This window comes from Salinisphaera sp. RV14, assembly GCF_052044135.1.
Taxonomy (GTDB): domain Bacteria; phylum Pseudomonadota; class Gammaproteobacteria; order Nevskiales; family Salinisphaeraceae; genus Salinisphaera.
On record NZ_JBQDYF010000003.1, the window covers coordinates 43,331 to 68,335 of the forward strand.

At 63.5% G+C, this 25,005-nt stretch carries 22 protein-coding genes and 1 tRNA gene; 13 read left to right on the forward strand and 10 right to left on the reverse strand.

Translation table 11 applies throughout. The features are described from left to right. The first annotated feature begins 82 nt into the window (after positions 1-82). On the forward strand, positions 83-412 hold the full coding sequence (gene clpS / locus ACS8Y6_RS04630; RefSeq protein ID WP_109994376.1) for an ATP-dependent Clp protease adapter ClpS: 330 nt from the start codon (positions 83-85) through the stop codon (positions 410-412). 60 nt (positions 413-472) lie between these two features. Further along, positions 473-2,740, forward strand: a complete 2,268-nt coding sequence (gene clpA / locus ACS8Y6_RS04635) for an ATP-dependent Clp protease ATP-binding subunit ClpA (RefSeq protein WP_440855065.1) — start codon at positions 473-475, stop codon at positions 2,738-2,740. 827 nt (positions 2,741-3,567) lie between these two features. Here clpA and pilB read toward each other — a convergent pair. Then, positions 3,568-5,298: a type IV-A pilus assembly ATPase PilB gene (gene pilB / locus ACS8Y6_RS04640; protein WP_440855066.1), complete on the reverse strand. Its 1,731-nt coding sequence runs from the start codon at positions 5,296-5,298 to the stop codon at positions 3,568-3,570. A gap of 151 nt (positions 5,299-5,449) precedes the next feature. Here pilB and ACS8Y6_RS04645 point away from each other — a divergent pair, with 151 nt between their 5' ends. Continuing rightward, a complete protein-coding gene (locus ACS8Y6_RS04645; RefSeq protein WP_440848292.1) occupies positions 5,450-5,899 on the forward strand; it encodes a hemerythrin domain-containing protein in 450 nt (149 codons plus the stop codon). 141 nt (positions 5,900-6,040) lie between these two features. Here ACS8Y6_RS04645 and ACS8Y6_RS04650 read toward each other — a convergent pair. Further along, a tRNA-Pro gene (locus ACS8Y6_RS04650) sits at positions 6,041-6,117 on the reverse strand. 7 nt (positions 6,118-6,124) lie between these two features. Further along, positions 6,125-7,093 (reverse strand): polyprenyl synthetase family protein, encoded by a 969-nt coding sequence (locus ACS8Y6_RS04655; RefSeq protein ID WP_440848293.1) that lies wholly within the window; start codon positions 7,091-7,093, stop codon positions 6,125-6,127. A 161-nt stretch (positions 7,094-7,254) separates the two neighbouring features. Between ACS8Y6_RS04655 and rplU the strand changes: the two genes are divergently transcribed. From rplU to proB, 4 genes are all read left to right on the forward strand, one after another. After that, positions 7,255-7,569 (forward strand): 50S ribosomal protein L21, encoded by a 315-nt coding sequence (rplU, locus tag ACS8Y6_RS04660; RefSeq protein ID WP_109995450.1) that lies wholly within the window; start codon positions 7,255-7,257, stop codon positions 7,567-7,569. A gap of 41 nt (positions 7,570-7,610) precedes the next feature. Beyond that, on the forward strand, positions 7,611-7,874 hold the full coding sequence (rpmA, locus tag ACS8Y6_RS04665) for a 50S ribosomal protein L27 (protein ID WP_440848294.1): 264 nt from the start codon (positions 7,611-7,613) through the stop codon (positions 7,872-7,874). Positions 7,875-7,982: 108 nt separating this feature from the next. Next, on the forward strand, positions 7,983-9,053 hold the full coding sequence (gene cgtA / locus ACS8Y6_RS04670; protein WP_440848295.1) for an Obg family GTPase CgtA: 1,071 nt from the start codon (positions 7,983-7,985) through the stop codon (positions 9,051-9,053). After that, complete coding sequence (gene proB, locus ACS8Y6_RS04675; RefSeq protein WP_440848296.1) at positions 9,040-10,173, forward strand: glutamate 5-kinase; 1,134 nt, start codon at positions 9,040-9,042, stop codon at positions 10,171-10,173. The genes cgtA and proB overlap by 14 nt, the downstream gene beginning before the upstream one ends. Before the next feature lie 479 nt (positions 10,174-10,652). Here proB and rpsT read toward each other — a convergent pair whose 3' ends face one another. Next, positions 10,653-10,922, reverse strand: a complete 270-nt coding sequence (gene rpsT, locus ACS8Y6_RS04680) for a 30S ribosomal protein S20 (RefSeq protein WP_440848297.1) — start codon at positions 10,920-10,922, stop codon at positions 10,653-10,655. 145 nt (positions 10,923-11,067) lie between these two features. On the opposite strand from rpsT, the gene murJ reads away from it, so the two are divergent. Genes murJ through lspA form a run of 3 tightly spaced genes read left to right on the forward strand, consistent with a single transcriptional unit; the run spans position 11,068 to position 14,104 of the window. Then, complete coding sequence (gene murJ / locus ACS8Y6_RS04685) at positions 11,068-12,639, forward strand: murein biosynthesis integral membrane protein MurJ (RefSeq protein ID WP_440848298.1); 1,572 nt, start codon at positions 11,068-11,070, stop codon at positions 12,637-12,639. A 23-nt stretch (positions 12,640-12,662) separates the two neighbouring features. Then, a complete protein-coding gene (locus tag ACS8Y6_RS04690; protein WP_440848299.1) occupies positions 12,663-13,601 on the forward strand; it encodes a bifunctional riboflavin kinase/FAD synthetase in 939 nt (312 codons plus the stop codon). After that, positions 13,598-14,104, forward strand: coding sequence for a signal peptidase II (lspA, locus tag ACS8Y6_RS04695; protein ID WP_440848300.1), 507 nt, complete (start codon positions 13,598-13,600; stop codon positions 14,102-14,104). The genes ACS8Y6_RS04690 and lspA overlap by 4 nt, the downstream gene beginning before the upstream one ends. A gap of 38 nt (positions 14,105-14,142) precedes the next feature. Here the strand turns inward: lspA and ACS8Y6_RS04700 are convergent, their stop codons facing one another. From ACS8Y6_RS04700 to ACS8Y6_RS04725, 6 genes are read right to left on the reverse strand one after another with little or no spacing between them, the layout of a single operon-like run. After that, positions 14,143-14,598: a type IV pilin protein gene (locus ACS8Y6_RS04700; protein WP_440855067.1), complete on the reverse strand. Its 456-nt coding sequence runs from the start codon at positions 14,596-14,598 to the stop codon at positions 14,143-14,145. Next, on the reverse strand, positions 14,595-18,713 hold the full coding sequence (locus ACS8Y6_RS04705) for a pilus assembly protein (RefSeq protein ID WP_440855068.1): 4,119 nt from the start codon (positions 18,711-18,713) through the stop codon (positions 14,595-14,597). The genes ACS8Y6_RS04700 and ACS8Y6_RS04705 overlap by 4 nt, the downstream gene beginning before the upstream one ends. Beyond that, a complete protein-coding gene (locus ACS8Y6_RS04710; protein ID WP_440848303.1) occupies positions 18,713-19,309 on the reverse strand; it encodes a pilus assembly PilX family protein in 597 nt (198 codons plus the stop codon). Before ACS8Y6_RS04710 ends, ACS8Y6_RS04705 begins: the two co-directional genes overlap by 1 nt. Then, on the reverse strand, positions 19,306-20,097 hold the full coding sequence (locus ACS8Y6_RS04715; RefSeq protein ID WP_440848304.1) for a PilW family protein: 792 nt from the start codon (positions 20,095-20,097) through the stop codon (positions 19,306-19,308). Before ACS8Y6_RS04715 ends, ACS8Y6_RS04710 begins: the two co-directional genes overlap by 4 nt. Further along, entirely contained in the window at positions 20,094-20,651 is a 558-nt protein-coding gene (pilV, locus tag ACS8Y6_RS04720; RefSeq protein WP_440855069.1) for a type IV pilus modification protein PilV, read from the reverse strand. The genes ACS8Y6_RS04715 and pilV overlap by 4 nt, the downstream gene beginning before the upstream one ends. Beyond that, on the reverse strand, positions 20,648-21,169 hold the full coding sequence (locus ACS8Y6_RS04725; RefSeq protein ID WP_440855070.1) for a GspH/FimT family pseudopilin: 522 nt from the start codon (positions 21,167-21,169) through the stop codon (positions 20,648-20,650). Before ACS8Y6_RS04725 ends, pilV begins: the two co-directional genes overlap by 4 nt. A gap of 441 nt (positions 21,170-21,610) precedes the next feature. Between ACS8Y6_RS04725 and ACS8Y6_RS04730 the strand changes: the two genes are divergently transcribed. Genes ACS8Y6_RS04730 through ACS8Y6_RS04740 form a run of 3 tightly spaced genes read left to right on the forward strand, consistent with a single transcriptional unit; the run spans position 21,611 to position 24,995 of the window. Further along, positions 21,611-22,327: a DUF2291 family protein gene (locus tag ACS8Y6_RS04730; RefSeq protein WP_440855071.1), complete on the forward strand. Its 717-nt coding sequence runs from the start codon at positions 21,611-21,613 to the stop codon at positions 22,325-22,327. Continuing rightward, complete coding sequence (locus ACS8Y6_RS04735) at positions 22,324-23,898, forward strand: sugar ABC transporter ATP-binding protein (RefSeq protein WP_440855072.1); 1,575 nt, start codon at positions 22,324-22,326, stop codon at positions 23,896-23,898. Before ACS8Y6_RS04730 ends, ACS8Y6_RS04735 begins: the two co-directional genes overlap by 4 nt. Further along, positions 23,895-24,995, forward strand: coding sequence for an ABC transporter permease (locus ACS8Y6_RS04740; RefSeq protein ID WP_440855073.1), 1,101 nt, complete (start codon positions 23,895-23,897; stop codon positions 24,993-24,995). Before ACS8Y6_RS04735 ends, ACS8Y6_RS04740 begins: the two co-directional genes overlap by 4 nt. Positions 24,996-25,005 lie beyond the last annotated feature (10 nt).

Here is a 25,005-nt window from a genome sequence, read left to right on the forward strand (position 1 = left end):
CCACCCGTCTTTCTCTATCTTTCAATCGGCGGCGACACCGGCGCGCGTCGCGTTTCACGTCGAATGAAACCCAGGGGTCGACATGACTGATACCGACAAACCGAAAATCGGGCACGAAGACGGCGGTACCGCGGTCGCGCCCGAAAAGCCCAGGACCAAGAAGCCGCCGTTGTATAAGGTGGTCATGCATAACGACGACTACACGCCGATGGAATTCGTGGTCGAAGTGCTGATGACTTATTTCACCCATGACCGGGACAAGGCGGTACAGATCATGCTGACCGTTCATACACGCGGAAAGGCCGTGGCCGGCACCTATACCGCCCAGATCGCGGAGACCAAGGTGCAGCTGGTCAACGACCACGCACGCGCACACCAGCACCCGCTGTTGTGTACTATGGAAGAGGCCTGAAAGGACGGCCGACACGTCGCGCCGCAGGTTTAAATCGAACGCCAAGTTCGGGGACGCAAAATGCTCAGCCAAGAACTGCAGACTGCACTCGACGCCGCCTTCATGGTTGCGCGTCGTCAGCATCACGAAATGCTCACCGTCGAGCATTTGCTGATGTCATTGCTGGACAATCCGGCAGTGATCGAGGTGCTCGAGGCCGTGAACACCGACATTCAACGTCTCGAGCGTGAACTCAAGAATTACATCGACACGCATGTGCCGGTCGTGCCGGCCGGCGAAGACCACGAGGTTCAGCCGACGCTGGGTTTCCAGCGCGTGCTGCAGCGCGCGGTCTATCACGTGCAGTCGTCCGGCAAGAAGGAGGTCACCGCGGTCAATGTGCTGATCGCGATCTTCTCCGAGCAGGAGTCGCACGCGGTATACCTGCTGGGCGAACAGGACGTCACGCGCCTGGACGTGGTCAATTTCGTCTCGCACGGCGTCAACAAGTCGGGCGAGGAATCCGGTGACGCCGGCAGCGCCGGCCAGTCGCAGAGCGACGAGAACGGCGAGTCGAGCGCGTCGCCGCTGGAACAGTACGCCACCAATCTGAACCGCAAGGCCGCCGAGGGCGACGTGGACCCGCTGATCGGCCGCGAGCACGAGATCGAGCGCGTGATCCAGACATTGTGCCGTCGGCGCAAGAACAATCCCTTGCTGGTAGGCGAGGCCGGCGTCGGCAAGACCGCGATCGCCGAAGGGCTGGCGCGGATGGTCGTCGAAGGGCGTGTGCCGGATATTCTGTCCAAGAGCGTGATCTATGCCCTGGATCTTGGCGCACTGATCGCGGGCACCAAGTACCGCGGCGATTTCGAGAAGCGCCTGAAGGGTGTGCTCGCCGAACTCGGCAAGCAAAAAGGTGCGGTGTTGTTCATCGACGAGATCCATACCGTGATCGGCGCCGGCGCGGCCTCGGGCGGCGTGATGGATGCCTCGAACCTGCTCAAGCCGAAGCTGGCCTCGGGCGAACTGCGCTGCATGGGCGCGACCACGTACCAGGAATTCCGCAACATCTTCGAAAAGGATCGCGCCCTGGCGCGCCGGTTCCAGAAGGTGGATGTGCCGGAGCCGAGCGTGGCCGACACCGTGCAGATCCTCAAGGGGCTCAAGACCCGGTTCGAGGAGCACCACCAGGTGCGCTTCACCAACCCGGCGCTGGAGGCGGCGGCCGAGTTGTCGGCGCGTCATATCAACGACCGGCATCTGCCCGACAAGGCGATCGACCTGATCGACGAGGCGGGAGCGCGTCTGCGTCTGCGGCCGTCGACCAAGCGGCGCAAGACGGTGCAGGTTCGGGATATTGAGGAAATGGTCTCGCGGATCGCCCGGATTCCGTCCAAGACCGTGTCCCGCGACGACCGTGCCGTGCTCAGCACGCTCGATCGCGATCTCAAGCTGGTCATCTTCGGCCAGGACGAGGCCGTGGACTCGCTGTCCAGCGCGATCAAGATGTCACGCTCGGGGCTGGATAACCGCGACAAGCCGATCGGCTCGTTCCTGTTCGCCGGGCCTACCGGCGTCGGCAAGACCGAAGTCACACGTCAGCTCGCGCTGCATCTGGGCGTTGAGCTGATCCGGTTTGACATGTCGGAATACATGGAGCGGCATACCGTGTCGCGCCTGATCGGCGCGCCCCCGGGCTATGTCGGCTACGACCAGGGCGGCCTGCTGACCGAGGCGGTCAACAAGCAGCCGCACTCGGTGATTCTGCTGGACGAGATCGAAAAGGCGCATCCGGACATCTACAACCTGCTGCTGCAGGTGATGGACCACGGTACGCTCACCGATAACAATGGCCGGCAGGCGGATTTCCGCAACGTCATCCTGGTGATGACGACCAACGCTGGCGCGGAGCAGATGGCCAGCCGCAGTATCGGCTTCAATCCATCCGATAACAGCACGGATGGCCTGGAGGCGATCCGCCGCGGTTTTTCGCCCGAGTTCCGCAACCGTCTGGACTCCATCATCCAGTTCGCGCCGCTCAAGGGCGATATCATCGAGCGTGTGGTCGACAAGTTCGTGCTGCAGCTCGAGGCCCAGCTCGAAGAGCGCGGTGTGGAGCTGGTGGTCGAGTCCGAGGCAAGGGCCTGGCTGGCCGCGCGCGGCTACGATGAGAAGATGGGCGCACGCCCGATGGGCCGCGTGATTCAGGAGAACATCAAGAAACCGCTGGCCGAGGAGCTGCTGTTCGGTGAACTGGCCCACGGCGGCCGCGTGGTGGTCCGGGTGGTCAACGATGAGCTCGATCTGGATGTCTCGTCAAGCGAGAAGACGCCCGAGCAGGCCTGATAAGGGCGACGTGGGCGACGCGCCGCTTCGGCGGCGCGGCCGGCCGCCCACGTCCGGCGCAGGCCGGGCAGGTGAACCTCGGCGCGGGCGCAGTGCGACAGCTATACCGCTCTTGGGTCAACGAGGGCATGGGCAGGCTCTTTTTTGCAGCGAATTAATTTAAAGACAATGACCTGACGGCAGGTCGGATCAGCGCGCAGCGCGTAATCCGACCTACGCCACTGTCCGCGCCGGCCTGGCCGGCGGCCGGCGCGATTTTGCACCACACGGCGTTGCGGCGTAAATCTTTTGGCCTGCGCGAGTGCGGCCGCTACGCCCCGGTTCGGGCCGATAACGCGGGATGGACGTCGTCCGCCGGGCGATGGTGTGCTACGCCAAGACCGGGCGGTCGCGCCGCTGTATGCGAATGGCACAATTCGACGACGGCGCGGGGGCGCGCAACCGGGCTCTTGATATTTGCAAAGTGCAGTCAAGGCAGGCGGTAGGTCGGATTAGCGCGCAGCGCGTAATCCGGTACTCGGCTGTCGGATTACGGCGCAGGCACCTCATCCGACCTACGTCACTGTCCGCGTCGGCCTGGTCGGCGGCCGGCGCGTTTTTGCATCACACGGCGTTGCGGCGCAAATCCTTCAGTCTACGCACGGTGCGACCGCGATGCCCCGGTTCGGGACCGGTTACGCGGCATGGGCGCCGACCGGTCCGCGATGGCGCGTCATGCCAAGGCTTGGCGGTCGCCCCGGTGTGTTCGAATGGTCCCATTCGGCGAGGGCGCGGGATGCGATCGGGCTTGCCACGCCGCCGTTGGCAGCGACAACGGGCCGTGATCTCTATTCCACCGTAACGCGGTTGAGTTCGGCCAGGCTGATGACCCCGTGGCGCACCTTGTTGAGGCCGGCCTGGCGAAGGTTGAGCACGCCCTCCGAGGCGGCCTGTTTCTCGATGTCGTCGGCATGGCCGCCCGACATGATGATCTGGCCGATGGCATCGGTGACCGGCATCACCTGATAGATCCCCACGCGTCCACGATAGCCGTCGGTACAATGATCGCAACCTTTCAGATTGGCTTCGTAGATCGTGAGATGCTCGATTTCCTCGGCCGAGAAGCCTTCCTCGATCAGCGCATCGGGCGGGATTTCCGCTGCGGTCTTGCACTGGGGGCAGAGCCGGCGGGCCAGGCGTTGGGCGATGATCAGCGTCACCGAGGCGGCGATATTGTAGGCGGGCACGCCCATGTTGATTAGGCGGGTGAGGGTCCGCGGCGCGTCATTCGTGTGCACCGTCGACAACACCATATGTCCGGTCTGGGCCGCCTTGATGGCAATTTCCGCCGTCTCCAGGTCGCGGATCTCGCCGACCATGATGACGTCCGGATCCTGGCGCAGGAAAGCCCGCAGGCAGGCGGCGAAGGTCAGCCCGACGCGCGGCTGTACGTTGACCTGGTTCACGCCCGGCAGGTTGATTTCCGCCGGATCCTCGGCGGTGGAAATGTTGCGGTCCGCCGTGTTGAGGATATTGAGCGCGGTATAGAGCGACACTGTCTTGCCGCTGCCGGTAGGGCCGGTCACCAGCACCATGCCGTACGGCTTATGAATGGTCGACTCGAAGATTTCACGCTGGTAATCCTCGTAACCGAGCGCTTCGATTCCCATCTGCGCGCTGGCCGGATCGAGGATACGCAACACGATCTTTTCGCCGTGCAGCGTCGGGCAGGTCGAGACACGGAAATCAATGGATCGGTTCTTCGACAGGTTGAGCTTGATACGCCCGTCCTGCGGGATGCGTCGTTCGGCCAGATCCAGTCGCGCCATGACCTTCAGCCGTGCCGACAGGCGCATGCCGATGGCGGCCGGGGGCGAGGCCACCTCGCGCAGCACGCCGTCCTGGCGCTGGCGTACCCGGTAGCGTTGCTCGTAGGGCTCGAAGTGGATGTCGGAGGCGCCGCGGTTGATGGCATCCAGCAGCACCTTGTTCACGAAACGCACCACCGGCGCGTCATCGGCGTCGGCCTTGAGCGCATCGGAGCTGGTGCTGTCGCCGCCATCCTGCTCGGCTGAGAGATTGTCGAGCGCGACATCGTCCAGGCCGGCCATCGCGCTGTCGAGCGCGCTGAAGTTCGATTCGATCGCGCGTTCGAGCTTGTCCTGCTCGACCAGTACCGCTTCGATTTGCTGGCCGGTATTGAACCGGAATTCGTCCAGCGCCTGCAGATTCGTGGGGTCCGCCACCGCCAGATACAGCGTCCGGCCGCGCCGGAAAATGGGCAGTGCCCCGTGTTTGCGGATCAGGCTCTCGGGGGCGGCGTCGATCGGGGCATGATCGAGATCCACCGCGCGCAGATCCAGCAGCGGCATGGAGAAGGCGCGCGCCAGGGCCCGTGCCAGAACCGGCGCACTGAGTGCCCGGGTTGTCACCGCCCGTGCGACGAACGACTCTTCGTTGCGCTGGGCTTCCGTCTGGATGCGAAGCGCCGCCTCGTACTCGATGAGGCCGTCTTCGACGAGTTGTCGTGCCAGGCCGCCGAGGGTCGTCTGGCGCGTCGTGCGTTGGGTTGTCGGCATAGTTGCGCCGCGTACCAAAAGCTGTCGATCTGCTGGATCGGGCCGCCGAGTACGTCAGATTACACGGGTAAACCTATAGGTCGATTGTAGGCGGTTTCCTCACGGCGTGCCATGAACTATGGTCGGGCTGTAATTCACAGCGAGAATCCACGTGAAAACGATCTTCGAAGCGCTGCGCGAAAGCCATGACAAGCAACGCCGATTGCTGGCCGCGCTGTGCGAGACGCACGGCGACTCCGACAAGCGGGAAGGCCTGTTTGCCGCGGTGAAGGCGGAGCTTGTGCATCACGAGAACGCGGAGGAGCGGTACTTCTACAATCCGCTGATGGAGCACGATATGACGCAGGAAAAAGCGCGCCACAGCGTGGCCGAGCACCACGAGATCGACGAGCTGGTGGCGGCGATCGAAGCGACCGATTACAGCTCGCCCGCATGGCTGAGTTCCGCCCGGAAGCTCGAGGATCTGGTCACGCATCACCTGGACGAGGAGGAGCGGGAAATCTTTCAGGTCGCCGGTCGCGTGCTCGACGACGACGAGAAGGCGCAACTCGCGCGAGGCTATGATCGGATGATGGCGGAGCAGGCCGACGGTTCGCCTTGAGGCGGTGCGGCGCGGCGTGCAGCGTCGCGTCGTTGTCGTGGCCGCCCGAAACCGCGGGGGCGGGGGGATTACGCTCCGCCAGCGCCCGAGCGTTCACGCGCGATTCGCGGTTGTCGGGGTGTCAGGCGGGAACAAAAAATATGGTCGGAGTAGCAGGATTTGAACCTACGACCTCCACCTCCCGAAGGTGGCGCTCTACCAAGCTGAGCTATACTCCGATGACGGTCAGGACCGACGCTGGACCGAAAATTCGGCCAGCAGAATCAGGGCGTCCTTGAACTGCGTCGACTCGAACGGGGCCAGGCAATCGATCGCTGCGTTGGCTGCCTCGTCGGCGCGGCCGAAAGTGTATGTCATCGCATCGGTGGATTCAATCGCTTTTTTAATCGAATCCAGCGCGCCCAGGTTGGCGTCCCGAATTGCCTGGCGCAGCGGCGCCGCTTCAGCCTCGGGCGTGCGCGCCAGCGCGCAGATCAGCGGCAGTGTCGTCTTGCCTTCTGACAGGTCATCGCCGAGATTCTTGCCGTAGCTGTCGTCGCCATGGCCATAGTCGAGTGCGTCGTCGATCACCTGGAAGGCGATGCCCAGATGGCGCCCGAAATCGGCCATCGCCTGGCATTCGGCCGGCGTGCGCCCCGCGATCAGCGCGCCGAGACGGCAGCCGGCGGCGAACAGGCTGGCGGTCTTGCGGTCCACCACCTCCAGATAATCGGATTCGCTCAGGTTCGGGTCATGCGCATGCATCAACTGCATGACCTCGCCTTCGGCGATGCGGTTGGTGGCGTCGGCCAGTATCTTCATCACCTCGGGCGAGTCGAGCTCCACCATCAACTGGAAGGCGCGCGAGTAGAGGAAGTCGCCGGTGAGCACGCTGGCATCATTGCCCCAGACGCTGTTGGCGGTTTCCCGCCCGCGGCGGAGCGTGGATTCATCCACCACGTCGTCGTGCAACAGGGTGGCGGTGTGAATGAACTCGATGATCACCGCCAACAGGTGATGAGCGCTGCCCTGATACCCGGCGGCACGCGCGGCGAGCACGACCAGCGCCGGGCGGATGCGCTTGCCGCCGCTTGCAATGATGTATTCGCCCAGCGTATTGATGAGCACGACATCGGAGCTCAGCCGTTTACGGATCAGCGCGTCGACTGCGCGCATGTCATTTTCGACCGGCTGAAACAGCGGCTGGATATTCATCTGTCCGGGATCGCAAAAACAGCGGCAAACTTAGGGCTGCGGCTGCTATCTGTCAAGAAAGCGGGCGCCGCACACAAGCGTTGACCGGCGCCGCCCAAAGCCGTATCATTCGCGCTCTTTAAACGGGCCGAACAAGCCCGCAACCTGCGTTTGGAGTGGACATGCACGCGGTAATCCGTACCGGCGGTAAACAGTACAGGGTCGCCGAGGGCGATGTGGTGCGCGTCGAGAAGCTCGATGCCGAGGCCGGCAGCACGATCGAACTGGCCGACGTATTGCTGATCTCCGACGGCGAAAACGTCCAGGTCGGCACGCCAGTGCTCGACGGCAAGGCGGTTTCTGCCGACGTGCAGAGCCATGGCCGCGCCGACAAGGTGGAAGTGATCAAGTTCAAGCGTCGCAAGAAGTATCGTCGCACGCATGGTCATCGCCAGCACTACACGCAGCTCAAGATCACCTCGATTCCGGGCGCTTGAGCGCATCGGCATCGACACCCTCGAACCGGAGGAACTAGCTCATGGCACATAAAAAGGCAGGCGGCAGTACCCGCAATGGCCGGGATTCCGAATCCAAACGCCTCGGCGTGAAGAAATTCGGCGGCCAGCAGGTCAAGGCCGGCAACATCATCGTTCGTCAGCGTGGCAGCAGCTTTCACGCCGGCTCGAATGTCGGCACCGGCAAGGACTACACGCTGTATGCCAGCATCGACGGCACCGTGGATTTTTCCGTGAAAGGCCCGCGTAACCGCAAGTTCATTTCCGTGGTTCCGGCCGCCGACTGACAGGCGATCGGTGCGCGATCGCGAAAGCCTCGCTCCGGCGGGGCTTTTTTATGCTTGCTCGTACTGTTGTGATAAGCCGGTCATCATCCCGCGCTGAGGGCGGACCGCATGAAATTCGTTGATGAAGCCAATCTCCGGGTCGAAGCTGGCGACGGCGGCCATGGCTGCCTGAGTTTTCGGCGTGAGAAATACGTACCGCACGGCGGCCCCGATGGCGGTGATGGCGGTGATGGCGGCAGCGTCTACCTGATCGCCGATCACAACCTCAACACGCTTTACGATTATCGAATCAACCGCGTGTTCAAGGCCGAGCGCGGCGGTAACGGCGCGGGCAAGAACCGGACCGGTGCCAAGGGCGACGATCGTTATCTGCCCGTGCCGGTGGGCACGCTCTGCTACTCGCGCGAGACCGACGAGCTGATCGGCGATCTGACGCACGACGGCGAGACCGTGTGTGTGGCCCAGGGGGGCTACCACGGGCTCGGTAACGCCCGCTTCAAGTCGAGCACGAATCAGGCGCCGCGCAAGACGACCGACGGCACGCCCGGCGAGATCCGCGAGCTGCGCCTCGAGCTGAAGCTGTTGGCGGATGTCGGGCTGGTCGGGCTGCCGAACGCCGGCAAGTCCACGTTGCTGTCGTCCATTTCCGCGGCCCGGCCGCGAATCGCCGACTATCCGTTCACGACCCTGCAGCCGCAGGTGGGTGTGGTCGCCGCCGGGCCGCTGCGGAGTTTTACCCTGGTTGATCTCCCGGGGTTGATCGAGGGGGCGGCCGAGGGGATCGGCCTGGGGCACCGCTTCCTGCGTCATGTCCAGCGGACACGGCTGCTGTTTCATCTGGTCGATGCCGTCGATATCGAAGGGCGCGATCCGGTGGCACAGATCCGCACGATCACCGAGGAACTCGAGCGATTCAACCCGGAACTCGCCAGGCGCCCGCGCTGGCTGTTGCTGAACAAGGTGGACGCCCTGGATGCCGACGCCGTGGCGGCACTGCGTGATCGCGTGGTGACAGCGCTGGACTGGCAGGGGCCGGTCTACACGATTTCCGCAATCAATCCGGATTCGCTGCGCGTGCTGATCGAGCAGGCGATGGACGCACTTGAGGCGGAATCGGCACAACAGGATGCCGACAGCGGCCATGACGATGCCGAGTCGCCGGACGATGAGCACGCGTGACCGCCTGACCGGCGTGCGTCGCTGGGTCGTCAAGATCGGCAGTGCGCTGTTGACGGCAGACGGCCAGGGGCTCGACCGCGACCGGCTCGATGAGTGGGCGCGTCAGATCGCGGCACTGGCAGCCGGCGGCAGTGAGGTGGTGCTGGTCTCCTCGGGGTCGGTGGCGGAGGGGATGGTGCGTCTGGGCTGGCATTTGCGCCCGCAGCGTCTCGACGAATTGCAGGCGGCCGCATCGGTCGGCCAGGCCGGGCTCGTCGAGGCATACGGCCGCGCGTTCACGACCTTCGACCGCCGGGTCGCCCAGGTGTTGCTCACGCATGACGATGTCTCGCATCGCGGACGGTATCTGAACGCGCGGCGCACGTTGATGACGTTGCTGGGTCTGGGCGTGATCCCGATCGTGAACGAGAACGACGCCATCGCGATGGAGGAGATCCGGGTCGGGGACAACGATACGCTGGCCGCATTGGTGGTCAATCTGATCGACGCCGACGGCCTGATTATCCTCACCGATCAGGCGGGGGTGTACGAGGCCGATCCGCGAATTTACCCCGATGCCGGCCTGCTCCATGAGGTCGAGGCCTATGCGCCGGAACTGCTCGGCATGGCCGGTGCCGGCGGCGGTGCACTGGGCCGGGGCGGCATGCAAACCAAGATCCGGGCTGCGCGCCAGGCGGCCGACTCCGGCGCCATGACGGTGATCGTCAATGGCCGTGAGTCGCGCGTGCTGGAGCGGGTGGTGGCGGGCGAGGCGCTGGGCACGCTGTTACTGCCACGCCCGGGCGGGCGGCGCGCGGCGCGCAAGAACTGGCTGGCCGGCCAGCGCCGGGTGCGTGGGCGTTTGCATGTCGACGCGGGGGCGGCCCGTGTCCTGCGTGAGTCGGGCCGCAGCCTGTTGCCGATCGGCGTCACGCGGGTCGAGGGGGATTTCCGGCGCGGTGATCTCGTGGTCTGTGTGGCGCCCGAGGGCGTCGAGGTGGCGCAGGGACTGGTCAATTACGATGCCCGGGAGGCCCGGTTGTTGATGGGCCAGACGAGTGAGCGTATCCCGGCCATCCTCGGCTACGATCGGGAGCCGGAATTCATCCATCGCGATAACCTGGTGACGATATCGCGCTAGCGTGCGTCATGGATGCGGGCGCTTTTGCCGGGCAGGGCGCGGTGACGCGCCGTATCCGGGCATGCGGTGAATGGCGGCAACGCCGCACGGCGCTAAAAGAGTCGAAATAGGACGATGCATCGGCGTGACAGGACATTGGCTCCTGTCGCGGGTGTCGGCCCGGCATTCAATGCCGTCGCGGCCGCCGGGACGGTCGCTGCCGCAAGGCATTCGAGCGCCCGCTGTCCGGCGTTGCCGTGTGCCGGGGCGGCACTACGTACGGCGCGTTCGCGTGCGTGCCGCCGGCTCTCGCGAAAGCCTGCATGTGTGTGGCTGGGCGCGCCGCCCCTTGGTTGTGGGCCGGGACGTTGTGGTGCGGGGCTCGGGCGGATTCACGGCGCGCCGGCAGGCGGCCGCGTCCATGGCGCAATCGCCGACGCGTGCGTCGGACACAAAAAAGCCCGCCGGGGCGGGCTTTCATGCGCGGGGCGCGGCAGCGATCAGGCCTGGGCCATCGCCTTGATCTGCGCATTCAGGCGCGACTTGTGACGCGCGGCCTTGTTGCGATGGATCTGCCCCTTGCCGGCCATGCGGTCGATGACCGGCACGGCGCTCTTGAAAGCTTCCTGCGCGCTCGACAGATCGTTCGCGGCAATGGCTTTCTGCACCTTCTTGATATGCGTACGCACGAGCGAACGCTGCGCCATGTTGCGCTGACGATGTTCGGTCGCCTGGCGGACGCGTTTGCGGGCTTGGGCAGTATTCGCCACGGACAGCTCCTGAAATATGGGTTGGATGCCGGAAAGGCGCGCGATTATGGGTTCTGCGCGCGCCGTTGTCAACTTGCACGCGCGTGTTTCGACTCGCACGCATTAAAGGCTATAGTGCGCAGCGTTTCGGCTTCGTGCATTTGCAATGGCTTCATCTCTGGCCCGATCGACCAGCGTCGTCGGCGCGATGACATTCTGCTCGCGCATTCTGGGTTTTGTGCGCGATGTCACGCTGGCGGTGATGTTCGGGGCCGGCCCGGCGATGGACGCGTTTCTCGTGGCCTTCAAGATCCCCAACTTCCTGCGGCGCCTGTTCGCCGAAGGTGCGTTCGCGCAGTCGTTCGTGCCGGTATTGTCGTCGACGCGCAACCAGGAGAGCGGCGACGATGTCAAGGCGCTGGTGTCGGCGGTGGCGGGTACGCTTGGCGTCATTCTCATCGGTTTGACCGTGATCGGCGTGATTGCAGCGCCGCTACTGATCTATGCCTTTGCGCCCGGATTCGCGGATTCGCCGAGCCAGTTCTCGCTGGCGGTTGACATGCTGCGGATTACCTTCCCTTATCTGTTGTTCATATCGCTGACCGCGCTGGCCGGCGGGGTGCTCAATACCTATGGGCAGTTCGCGGTACCCGCGGTCACGCCGGTGCTGCTCAACATCTGCATGATCGGCGCCGCGCTCGGGCTGTCGCCCCTGTTCGCACGCCCCGAGATCGCGCTGGCCATCGGGGTCTTCATCGCCGGGGCGGCGCAGCTCGCATTCCAGATTCCATTCCTGATCCGCATCGATCGGCTGCCGCGGCCACGCTGGGCGTGGGCGGACGCGAAGGTGCGTCGTATCCTGCGCCTGATGCTGCCGATCATGTTCGGCTCATCGGTCGCACAGCTTACGTTGCTGCTGGATACGATCGTGGCTTCCTGCCTGGCGGCCGGCAGCGTGAGCTGGTTGTACTATGCCGACCGGCTGATGGAATTCCCGCTGGGCATCTTTTCCGTGGCGATCGCGACGGTCATTCTGCCGACGCTGTCGGCGCGCCATGCCAGCGCGTCGACGGCGGCGTTCTCGGCCACGCTCGACTGGGCGCTCAAGCTGCTGGCACTGCTTGGCCTGCCGGCGATGGTGGGTTTGTTCGTGCTTGCGGGGCCCCTGGTAGCCACGCTTTTCACTTATCGCTCGTTCAATGCGCACGATGCGCTCATGAGCCAATACGCATTGATGGCGTACTCGCTGGGGTTCATGGGGTTCTCGCTGGTCAAGGTGCTGGTGACCGGGTTTTATTCGCGCGAGGATTCGCGCACGCCGGTGCGCTGCGGCGTGATCTCGATGATCAGCGGCATGGCGATGAATCTCATCTTCGTCGGTATCTTCCTGTACATGCGTTGGCCGGCGCCGCATGCCGGTCTGGCGCTGGCTGGTTCGCTGGGCGCATTCATCAACGCGGGCCTGTTGTTTCGCCACCTGCGCGCCAGCGGTGCCTATCAGCCGGGTGCCGGCTGGGCGGCGTTGTTGTGGCGTGTTGCGCTGGCGTGCATCGTGATGGCGGTGGCGTTGCACGTGGGCGCCGCCACCACAATGGTCTGGGAATCGCGTAGCGCGCTCATGCGCGCGGCCTGGCTGTCGTTCTGGATCGGCGTCGGCGTCGCGATTTATTTCGTCGTGCTCGGGCTGGTCGGCATCCGGCCGCGCCAGTTTCGCCTGGGCCACGGCTCGAGTCAGTGATCGGGAGTGAGTGGGAAAGCCTGATGCGCATTATCCGTTCCGTACGCGCCGCGCCAGTCCAGCCGCAGGGTTGCGTGCTGACGATCGGCAATTTCGATGGCCTGCATCGAGGGCATCAGGCGGTGATCGAGCGCGTGCACGAATGCGGCGCCGCGCTCGGCCTGCCGGCCGCGCTGATGACGTTCGACCCGACGCCGCGCGCCTTCTTCATGCCGGATGATCCGCCGCCGCGGCTGTCGTCGCTGCGCGAAAAAATGGAGGATGCCGCCGCGCTGGGCATCGATCTGTTCGTGCGGGCGCGTTTCGACCGGGCCTTCGCCCAGCTGTCGCCCGAGTCGTTTCTGGACGATCTGATCCAGCGACGGCTCGGCGCGCGTGCGATCCTGGTGGGGCGCGATTTCCGCTTCGGTCATCGGCGCGCGGGCGATATCCATACGCTCGAACGCTTCGCCGAGGCGCGCGGCGTCGAACTGCTGCCCGTGCCGGATGTCTGTGTGGATGGCGAGCGCGTCAGTTCGACCCGTGTGCGCGAACGCCTGGGCGTGGGCGACGTGGTGGCGGCCTCGCGGCTGCTGGGCCGCGCCTACCGGATCACCGGGCGCGTGGTGCACGGCGAGCAGCTCGGGCGAACGCTCGGCTTTCCCACCGCGAACCTGCGCCTGAAGCGCCCGGCGGCGCTGCGTTACGGCGTTTATGCGGTGCGCGTGCAACGGGCTGACGGGCGTGCGCATGCCGGCGCGGCGAGCTTCGGCGTGCGCCCGACGGTCAACGGCCGCGATGAGCTGCTGGAGATCTATCTGCTCGACTTCTCGGGCGATTTATATAGCCAGCGGATTGACGTATTCTTCGAGCACTTCGTACGGGCCGAGGAGCATTACGACTCCCTCGACGCGTTGACCCGTCAGATGCATGCCGACGTCGCCGAGGTTCGACGGCTGCTGGATAACACGAGTTCGCAATGAGTCAATTCCGAGACGACGCCGGGGCCGAACGGGGCTTTGAGTTGCAGAACGTGCACTGGCTCTGGCTATCGGCACTGGTGATCGCGGCCGATCAAATCACCAAGCAGCTCATCGTCAATCATTTCACGTTGTACGAGTCGACGCCGCTGTTGCCCTGGCTCAATTTCACATTGGTGCACAACACCGGCGCGGCCTTCTCCATGCTGCGCGGCGCGACGCCGTGGCTGTTCGTGGGGCTCAGCGTGGCCGTGGTGATCGGTATTCTGGTCTGGATGCGTCGCCACCCGCACGACAGCCGGTTGTTGGCGGCGGCGCTCAGCCTGGTGGCCGGCGGCGCGCTCGGCAACGCGATCGACCGCGCCACGCGCGGCTTCGTGGTGGATTTCGTGGATTTCCACATCGGGGCATGGCACTACCCCGCATTCAATCTGGCGGACAGCGCCATCTGCATCGGCGCGGTGCTGATTGCGGTGGACATGCTATGGCCCAGGCGTAACGGCTGAGCGCCGTACTCGGGTCATCGGCCCGGCGGGCGCGGCGGCTACCAGCAGGTATCGGAAACGTCCTGCCCGCTGGCGTTCGTTGCTTTTTTGGCGCCGGTCTGATCGATGGTCATGGTGCGGCAGGTATCGTTGACCTGATCGGCCTGCGCGGTGGCCCTGATAGTGTATTTGTCGTTGTTAGTGCCGGAGACGCTGGCACTGACCTTATAGAACCCGTTCTCGGTGGTGCTCGGCAGGCCCAGCTTGTTCATGCTCGCCGTGTACTGGTTCTGTACCGAATAGTACTTCTCTTCTTCATTGGCAGCCTTGAGCAACAGGCTCTTGGCGTTTACCCGGCGTGTTTCGCGAACGTGGGAGAGATAGCTCGGATAGGCGATGGCCGCCAGGATGCCGATGATCGCCACCACGATCATCAATTCGATGAGCGTGAATCCGTTTTGTAGCCGGCCAGGAGCGCGCCGCTCCCGATAGCGTCTGAATCTGCGCATGGTCATCGTCGAATCTCGTGCCAGGATCGGCGACCGTTGAGGAAGTCCCGGGCCAGTGTAATGGTTGCGGTGCCGCCGCCGGTCAATGGTGTCTTGATCACCTGTGTGCCGTGGACGAGGTCGTTGAAACTCGCTCCCCGGCCGGGCGAACCGCTCTTCGAGCCGAAGCCGACGCCGGCCACGCGTGGCGTGCTGGCGTCCTGCTCGTTCACGACCCCGTCGCCGTTGACGTCGAAGATATTGTTGGCCGCCGGCCCGCCATTGACCCGGCTTACCGCCATGAAATACCCGTTGCTGGTGAGTGAGCAGGTCTGGCGGTTGATCACGGTGGTGGAAAATTCCACGTTATCGCCCACGATCGACGCTGGATTGAGCACCGCTTCGCCGCTGTCCTGTGGTAAATCGATGGCCCAACCACGGTCCGCGATCTTGCCGTTATTGTCGATGTAGGTGACCGGATTGTCCGTTACCGTTCGGTAGCTGAGCCCCGCAATGCCGTTGCCGGGGCTGATCGTGCTTACCGACTGCGACACCAGTTGATCGCGGGTGACGAACCAGTTATCCGGCCGGGGCGGGGCATTATTGGTGCCCGGATCGTAGGAGATCACCTCCGGATCCCAGACGCCGTAGAAACTGTTCGGCGTGGCGCTCTGGTTATCATTGAGTGGCTGGATATCCTGGCCGGTGCCGAAGTAGACCATCACGCCGTAGCCGATACCATTCGGATGGGCGGCGACCTGCACCTGGGTGGTGATCGGCTGAATACTGCCGTTGGACGCCTTGGCCTGGAATATCTTGTGAACGGACCAGTCGCCCGGATTGCTCGATGTGAGATCGAAACGCCAGACATTGCCGTACAGATCGCCAGCGTAGACATAGTCGGTGACATGGTCGCCGTCGATATCGACAGGAAAGGGCGTGGCCAGGCCGTTGCCCTGGGCGCCGTTGACCGGCGTCGCGCCGGTGGTCAGGTGGGCGATCTCGTGGCCGTCGGCGATATCGACGATATAAAGCGATGCGCCATAGTTGTCGCTGTTGTAACCATTGGCGAATATCGCGGCCCATTCGCCATTGTGCAGACGCACGATGGACGGTTTCCCGAAGGTCTTGCCGAGCCCGGGGGCCTTGAACTCCCAGCGGACAATGCTGCCGGCATTGGACTCGCTGAAAGTACTCGGGTCAGTGATATCGAGCCCATACACCGTGTTACCGCCGTTGCGCAGACCGCCGACGAGCATGGTGTGCCATTTACCGTTGAAATAGGCCGGGCCGGCGGTGGTTTGACCGTCGACGAAGGAACGATGCGCGTAGGATGGGCTGGTCAGCGGGTCGGCGCCGCCGGCCAGCGAGTCGAGCAGGGTGTTCGGGATATAAGCCAGTTTTTCGGCGCCGGTCTTGGCATCAAAGCCATGCAGCATGCCGTCGTTGGCGCCGACATAGACCATGGGCTCACGGCTGGCCTGTTGCGATACGAAACTCGATGAGCTGCTCGGGTTGTAATAGGTCTGCCCGCTGTTCTCGGGCATGGACTGGTTCGGGTAGAGCTGGTCGTGCCACGTGCCGGCGTAGCGCAGCGGTGTGGGCGTGCCGACATAGGTCGGCACCGAGTTGATGATATCGCCGAGTACGGTATCGCCACGATTACGGTAGATCCGGCCGTTGGCGATGTCGTTGCTGGCGCCGGTCTGTTCCTTGTCGCGGTGGCCGCGCAGATAAGCGATGGCGTCGGGTGTGAGGCTGGGAATACCCGCCGAGGCCAGGCCGGCGGATGTGAATGGCACCCCCGATACCGCGCCGCCGGTGGTCGAGCTGTTGCTGCGCAGTGAGGTCATAATCGTGCGCCCATCGCTCGTAGTGGCCCCTTTAACGCCGGTCAGAAGCGACGCCGCGCTCCACAGGCGGTCCGATGCAGCCGTGGACCCGGTCTTTGCGTTGAAGGCAATCAGGTCGCCCGTCCAGTGGGTGGTTTCGTACTGTGTTTGAAAGACCACCGAATTGGATGTCAGCGATGTGCTGTTGCCGGTGGCATTGGTCAGCGTCTCGCCGCGACCGAGAATCTGGTTCAGTGCCGACGTGAATTTGCCGGCCAACTCCTGGGGCGAGGACGCGTTGAGCAGCGCGCCGCGGGAATCGATCGCTGCGTGCCACAGATCATCGATTTCCTGCGGCCCCGAGGTCGGCAAGTTGCCGGGTGCATAGCGGTTGCCGCTGTAGGAGCTGAGATACCACGGTGGCGGATTGGCATATGGGTCTTTATTCTGCGCCGCGTAGGCACTATTGCCGAAGATATAACCGCTTTGCCCGAGGGTGATCCCGAAGGTGGTCATATGCGGCTTCTGTTCGCAATCGACCGATTCGTCGCCCGGGCAACCCTTGGGCAGCGGCAGAACTGCGGCATCCCCGATGTTGCTGGGCGGGTTGAGTTGCTTGTAGAACCGCATGGCAATATCCGCCATCGTATTCGTATAACGATCCGGAATCGGGGAATGGTTGCCGGTGCCGTAGTTGCCGTCGACATTGCCGACGCGGCTCACGGTGCCGTTATTGTATCCATCGGTGAAAAGCAGTGCGTAGTTGCGTTGGCAGGGCGACTGGATAATATTCGGGTTGTTTTCCAGCTCTCGTCCCAGGTAGTACAGGGCGGGGCGGTTGGGCGTGCCGAGCGCCTGGCTGAAATCCAGGCCATAAATCGATTCGTAGAAGTCCCGGCGGACCCCGCCGCTTTCGTCGCCCACCGCCGGCAGGCTCGTCATGGTCAGGTAGGACGAGCCGTTGTACATACTGCTCAGACGGTTTTTAGCCTCCGTGATCGTACAGCTGCCGACGCGCACGCGGCCGATCTGTTTGAATGCCCGAGTGATGCCGCCGCGGATGGCGAGGCTGCGCTTGCGGTAATAGGTAAACCAGTTGGCGAAGTTCTGGATCGCTGCATTGTAGGCGGCGGTTGATGTGAAGTTCGCGGGCTTGATTTCATAGCCGTATAAAGACTGACCGTCCGGACCTTGGCCCTGAATTTTAGGCGCGCCTGTTTTCCATCCGAAGTTGGCGGGAAGAGGGGTTGATTGTTTTAAGTAAAACGTTGCAGGGAAGTATGCGACGCCGTAACTGGTGGCGTAAGAGACGCGGTGATCTGAGTTATCCGCTATGAAGCCAGTGGATTGGCTTGTTGTTGGAATGTTTTTCTGCGCATAAAACGTATAGCCATAGTAATTGCATTGTCTGTTATAAATTTCTGTTGTTGTGGCATAGTACGCATACCCGCGCCATTGGTTATAACAGATGTTGTAATAAGTAGCTGAAGAGGTTGTTTGTGTTGTGTGGTAATACTTGGTGCCGGCCGGTATGACCATGCCCGGTTGAAAGTCGAACTTTTCTCCGTTGGCAGTTGATTCTTTGGTCTGCGTAAGGTCTATCGTTCCGGATTTGATCTCGGGGTCGTAGTACGCCGCACTTGGATTGGAAGGGTCACGGTTTACCCAGGGCGTGTACTGCGTGGCGGGGTTGAAATAGGCCTTGTTGAACTCCGGGTCGCGGGCGAAGCCGAAGGCGGGAATCGGCGGCAAGGCGAGATAAGCCGAGTAGATTCGACGGTCGCGGTAGGTGCAGTTGCTGCCGTAGCAATTGTTGTAGCCGTTGGGGAAGAGGTAGACATAACCGGTGTTGCTGTTCTGGACATAACCGCCGTTGGACCAGAACGACCGGCTGTAACCGTCCCAGAACAGGACGCCGTCGTCGGTGGGAAACAGCGTTTCAAAATCCATCGAGCCGGAGTTGTCGACCGCGACCAGAATGTTCGGTGCCAATCCCGAGCCGGTTACGACCGGCTGGTCGGTCAAATTGATGGCCGAGCTGCTGGCTGCGGTGGCACGTTGTGCCGCACAGGCGAGCGTGATCACGACGATCAGAAACAGTAGCTCGATCAGGCGCGGTCGGGCGTTCTGGTGCGGCATCGGCATCCCCCTAGCGTCCCTTGACGCGAGTTCGCGCCATGTGGTGCGAGTGTCTTGTTGTGCCCGGCAAGGCGTGGCGATCAGCCGTATCGGGGCCGCGGCGCATGGGTGCGCGGCCACACGGTGCGAAGAAACGCCGAAATCCTGCGATGAATTCAGGTTGCAGGCCATTAGGTGGTGACCTGGTAAATGCTCTGCACGACGGCCCGGGACGCTGGCGAACGCCCGTCTGCTCGAGCCGTAATGCGAAAGAGTATGACGGTGCCGGCCGAGCCCGGGTTGAGATCGTTCGCCTGCTCGCGCACGTATTCCACAACGTATTGCACGTTCAGACCGGTGCTGCTCGCATCGGCCGGCAGTTGATAGCTGCTCACGCCGGCCTGGGACCAGAACTGGTCGGAAAGATAGTAGCTCGTCGAGTCCGATGTGCCAGAGCCCGCGGGGATGACGGTGAGCCCGGAAGCGCTGGTATCGCAGCCGCTGTTTGCAGCGGCGCTGGTGCCCGCGGTGGGGTTCATGACCGGGTTGCACTGACGAAAGCCGGTCGAGGCGAGCAGCGTTTCCACGTGACTTAGGGCGGAATCCGCGGCGTCCAGGGCGCGCGACTTCTCTCGCTGATTCGTGGCCATGCGTTCCTGTAGCGTCGAAGAGTTGATCGCCGAAACCGCCAGCAACGTCAGAACGACGAGAAATATGAGGCTCGTCACCAGAATGAAGCCGTCCTGGCGTCTGCTGGCGACGGGCGTCGCTGGGCGGGGCATGCTCATGGGCTCGGGTTCCGGATCGCGATCGTACGATCAACGAGCAGGCGGGCGCGGCGATCGGTGGTCTCGAAGGTCGAGCCATCGCTGAAATCGTACTTCTGGTCGACGGGCTGTGACAGCGCGGGATCGTTGTCGGCACTGTGCAGCAGCAGCTGGATTCGAACACTGCGGACCTCCCGGGCCTGGGTGCCGGTCAGGGTGGTGACGTAGTGATCGACCCCGGCGGTACCGTTGGTGTTCAACCCGTAGCGCACCTTGAACCGGTCGACGTTCTCGACGATTGGCTGCGTTGTCGATCCGCCGTTGCTGAATTTGGTGCATTCCAGGGTGTCGTTGCCGTTGACGAAGAACTCGAAGTCGGTGGTCTCGGCGGATTGGGCGGTGCCGACCGAGCCACCGAGGCAATCACGCACATCCCCGCGTGCCTGGAAACGCATGCGCAGCGCATCGTTGTCCCCATCGGCATCGGTGGCGCCGGTGATGTAGGCGCCGTCGGGGTAATTGGCCGTTTTCTGGTTCGAGGTTGCGGGGAAAATCGTGGTTTCGGCGGCATCCAGCTCCGTGCGATAGCCCGCGTGGGCGATCGCGTGGCTGAGAACGAACTCCGCAAGGCGCGCGTTTTCCTGTAGGTGCGCGGTGGCACGCTGGGCGTCGAAACTGGCGCGATTGCTCAGCAGAATCTGCAGCACGCCGGCCAACAACAGCAGGCCGATCACCAGCGCGACCATGAGTTCCACCAGCGTGAAGCCGCGTTGGTTCGCGGGCTGGCGCCCCGTCACGACACCGCTCACGGCTGGACCTCGATGGAATAACAGCGCAACCCCGTGCCGACACCGCCTCCGTTGCTCGCGTTCGGGCAGGCCGACACATCGCCGGTGCCGCTGCCGGCCGCCGCATCCCGGCCCCGCCAGAGTACGGTGACATCGTAGATGCGACATGGGTCGTTGCTGCCGGGATTCGTGGGCGAGACACAGCTGACGTCCCCTCGTCCACCGGGCAGGGTGTTCGCCAGCGTCTGTTGCCATTCCCAGGCGTCGTAGCTTGCCATGGCCGATGGATCACACACGGATTGCGTGCAATCAGTTTGCGGCTGCGTCGTGCCGCTGTCGGAAATCTGCGCGTAGACCAGCGAGGCATCTGCCGCAGGATTCGCCCGTATACGGTCGGCGATATCGTCGGCCCCGATACTGGCCAGCGTCTGCGATTTCGATACATGCGTGTTGACGATGGCCACGGTCTGAAGGCCGAGCAGGCCGAGCAGGCCGAGCAGGCCGATCGAGATCACCACGAGTGCCACCAGGGCCTCGAGCAGGGTGAAACCGTTCTGGGGCGCCGGCGAGGTCATGGCGTGCTGCTGTCGACGCGTCCGGTCGAGGCCACGGTGACCGATGTGCTGGTCCGGCCATCTTCGGTGGTGGCGGTAAAGGTTCGTCCTATGATGGCGAATCCGTCCGCGTTGAAACTCAAGGGCACGTCGTGGTTCGCGATCAGTTTGACGCCGGAGCCGGTGGCGCCGTGGACACGAAGCATATTGCTGGCGCTGGGTGAGGTGTCGGTCGTGCTTGGATCCGGCGCGTAGATGATCCAGCCGTCGCTCCAGACGCCGTCGTCGCGGCACGTTGTCTGGTTCTGGCTGGCGCAGACATAGACCGTTGTGCCACGGCTTACCGCTGCGCTGCGGGCATAGTTCAGGGAGCCCACGAGATCGTTGACGTTGCCCGCCAGACTATTGCGCGTGACCAAGCTGCGATACGACGGAATCGCGAGCGTCAGCAACACTATGGCCACGGCAATCGTGACCATGAGCTCGAGCAGCGTGAATCCGCGGATGTTGGCGGCCCCCATGTGCTTCCCCCAAGCCACCGGCTAAATTGGAAGTTAACGCTAAATCGATTGCACTGTCGCGCCTTGGGTGACAGACGCTGATCGCCGGCCGACGAGCGGCGTAAAGACCCGCCACCTTGAGCCGCTGCCCGGTCCCACACCTTCGACTGAAAATAAAAGACGGACAGGCGCCGGCTTTTATTTTTGAAGGCGTTGAAAATAGCGGATGAAGTCAGCTGTTTTGATGCCGGATTAATAAGCCGCGTGGCCGCAGGCCGTTGGCGCCGTCGCGCACGAAACATCCGTAAGCCCTCGGGATACGACATGCGGCGACAAGCGTAAGGAAGAGGGCGCAGATCGGTGCACTCGCGGTGCGCCCAGCGCCTCCGACTATCGGCTATGCGACCATTGGTATAATGACATGATCATCACACATTCGGTTTAATCCGTTCGACTGCTTCTTCACTCGTTCGGACCGATATGCCGCAACTCGGACCACTCGCTGCCCGAGCCCTGGTCGCCGTAAGCGCGGTCGCGGGCCTGTTGCTCGTGCTGGGGTATCTAGCGCCGGGCCCGCTACTGACGACGCGTCCAGTTGATGCGAAGACCGGCCGGGTCGTGCTGTCGACCCCGGCGGATGTCAATTCAGCGGGCACGGACCAGAAGTTCGCGCCGGGCAGCTTCAATCCGACGCAATACGTGGCCGGCCTCTGGCAAAAGCGCATCATGCCCTACGCAAAAAACCATGCTGTGCCGTTGCATCAGGTGCTCGAAGGCCTCGCGGATCATCGCCAGGCGACCGAAAAGCGCTACGGCGTACTGTCCGGTGGCGATACCTACAACTTCCTCGTAAACGGCAGCGCGCGGGTGGCGAAGATCGCTACGGCGACGCCGGTTGGCCGGGTCGATCTGGCCGATCCGAAGTCCCCGGGCAATCTGTCGCTCTACGCTGGACCACTGGTGTTCGGTACCGCGCTGCGCGATGCATTTCCGTTCCTGCAACTCAACGACTTCACCAACCAGATGCAGTACGCCAGCGTGGCCAAGGCGATGAACAAGCGGGCGCTGGCGCAGGCCTATCAGGGCATCAAGCTTCATGCCCTCGCGGGCAAGACGATCACATTTACCGGCGCCTTTGCCGAATCGGCCGACGGTTCGATCCAGATCGTGCCGATCGATATCGAGGTCAAGCCGTGAGCGCGGTTCACGACATCGGGGCGCACAGCAGGCCGGTGGTGCTCAGCGCGCGCGGCGTGACCAAGGTCTATCCCGGCACGACCGCGCTGAATCAGGTGGGTTTCGAAGTCTGGCGTGGCCAGGTCAACGTGCTGATCGGCGAGAACGGCGCCGGCAAATCTACGTTGATGAAGATTCTGGCCGGGATCGAGCGGCCAACCGCCGGCGAGCTGCGCCTCGAGGGCGGGCCGTTCGATGTCGCCAGCCCGCGCGAGGCGATGGCGCTCGGCATCGGCATCGTGCATCAGGAACTTAATCTGTTTCCCAATCTTACGGTCACCCAGAATCTGTTCGTCGGACGCGAGTTGCGCGGTATGGCGGGCACAGTGCGTGCCGCCCGACAGCGTCGGCTGGCGCGTGAAGTGTTCGAGCGCATGGGGCAGGCCATCAATGTCGATGTGCCGCTCGGCGACCTGAGCATCGGTCAGCAGCAGATCGTCGAAATCGCGCGTGTGCTTATCGCCGATGTGCGGATTCTGATTCTGGACGAGCCGACCTCCTCGCTGAGTGAGAGCGAAGTCGCGATCCTGTTCCGTCTGATCGACGAACTGAAACAGCAGGGCGTGGCAATCGTCTATATCTCGCATCGGCTCGAGGAACTGGTCGAGATCGGCGATCGGTTCACCGTGCTGCGCGATGGCGAGTTGATCGAGACGGGCACGCGCGGCCACGTGGATATTCCCTGGTTGGTCGAGCGCATGGTCGGCGCGCGGGTCGAAGGCCCATATCGCGACGTGCCGAGCGATCATCGCGCCGATCCGGCGGCGGCGCCGGTGCTAACGGTCGAGAATCTGCGCCTGCCCGATAACGGGGGCGGGCTGCTGTTGGACGATGTCAGCTTTTCGGTTACGCCGGGCGAAATCCTGGGCTTCTACGGTTTGATGGGCGCCGGCCGCACCGAATTGTTCGAGACGCTGATCGGTCTGCGCCGGGCCGCGGCCGGGGCAGTCACGATCGACGGGCGCACGCTCGTGCCGGCCGATGGTATTCCGAAACGTCTCGCCGCCGGCCTCGCGCTCGTACCGGAGGATCGCCAGCGCCTCGGGTTGGTGCCGAGCCAGTCGGTGGCAAGCAACATCGCGCTCGCCAATCTCAAGACCTACGCCGGCCGCAGCGGGCTCGATTTCGGCGCCATGCGCCGCGATGTGCAACGCATGGTGCGCGAACTGACGATCAAGGTCTCGGACACGAGCGTGCTCGTTTCGGCGCTATCCGGCGGCAATCAGCAGAAGGCTGTGGTCGGCAAGAATCTGTTGATCGAGCCGCGTGTGTTGTTGCTCGATGAGCCCACGCGCGGCATCGACATCAAGGCTCGTCGCGAACTGTTCGAAATCATGGACCGGTTGGCGCGCAACGGCCTGACCATTCTCTATGCCTCGTCCGATCTCGCCGAGATCACCGGCGGCGCCGATCGCGTGCTGGTGATGGCCCAGGGGCGTATCACCGCCGACCTCGCTCGCGCCGAGATCACTGAGGACGCCCTGGTGAGTCACTCGCAAGTGCCACGTTTCGACCCGGATCGCGCCGTATGAACGCATCGACCTCGACCGACCTGTCCTTTCTTTCCCGGCTGAGCGTTGCGTCGCTGCCGCTGTTGTTGCTGCGTTTTCGTGCCTACCTGGCGCTGATTGTGCTGGTATGCCTGTTCGCCGTAACGTCGCCCGCATTTCTGACCGTGCGCAACCTGATCATCGTGGCCGAGCAGGTCGCGGTGTTCGCGATCCTTGGCGTCGGCATGACGTTCGTCATTCTCGGCGCCGGGATCGATCTGTCGGTCGGCTCGGTGGCCGGGCTGGCAGCCATGATAGCCGGCGGGTTGATTTCGCAGGGGCTGCGTATTCCGTTTTTCGACGTCGCGATCTTTTCCAACGTGGTGATCACCTGCGCGGTTACGCTCGCCATTGGCGTGTTGGTCGGCATCATCAACGGCCTGTTCATCACGCGGCTGCGGGTCACGCCATTCATCCAGACGCTCGGCATGCTCTATGTCGCACGCGGGGCCGCTCAGCTGATATCCGACGGCGCCACCTACGGTGATCTGTCCGGCCGGGCAAGTCTCGGCAATACCGGATTTCCGATCCTCGGCAACGGTAGCTTTCTCGGCCTGCCGTACTCGATCTGGATCATGATCGCGCTCGCGCTGGTCGCAACCTGGATCACGCGTCGCACGGTGTTCGGCACCCAGGTATTTGCGCTTGGCGGCAATGAGCGCGCGGCGGAACTCTCCGGTGTGCGCGTGGCGCGTGTGAAGATTGCGACCTACGCCATCTCCGGGTTCTGTGCCGCGCTGGCTGGCCTGATCATCGCCGCGCGGCTCGGGGCCGCCAACCCGGCGATCGGCACCACCTACGAACTCAATGCCATTGCGGTCGTCGTACTGGGCGGCGCGTCGCTGTTCGGCGGCGTGGGCACGATCGGCGGCACGATCATCGGTGCCTTCGTGCTCGGCGTGCTCAGCAACGGCATGGTGCTGCTCGGCGTCTCCGATTTCTGGCAGACGGTGATCACCGGCGCCGTCATCATTTTCGCGGTGGTCGTCGATCAACTGCAGCGCCGGGCCGAGCAAGCCGCAGCAGTACGCGCAGCCGCTCGTCAACAGCACGTGGCTAACGAAGCCGTCACGCCCTGATCAACCCAGA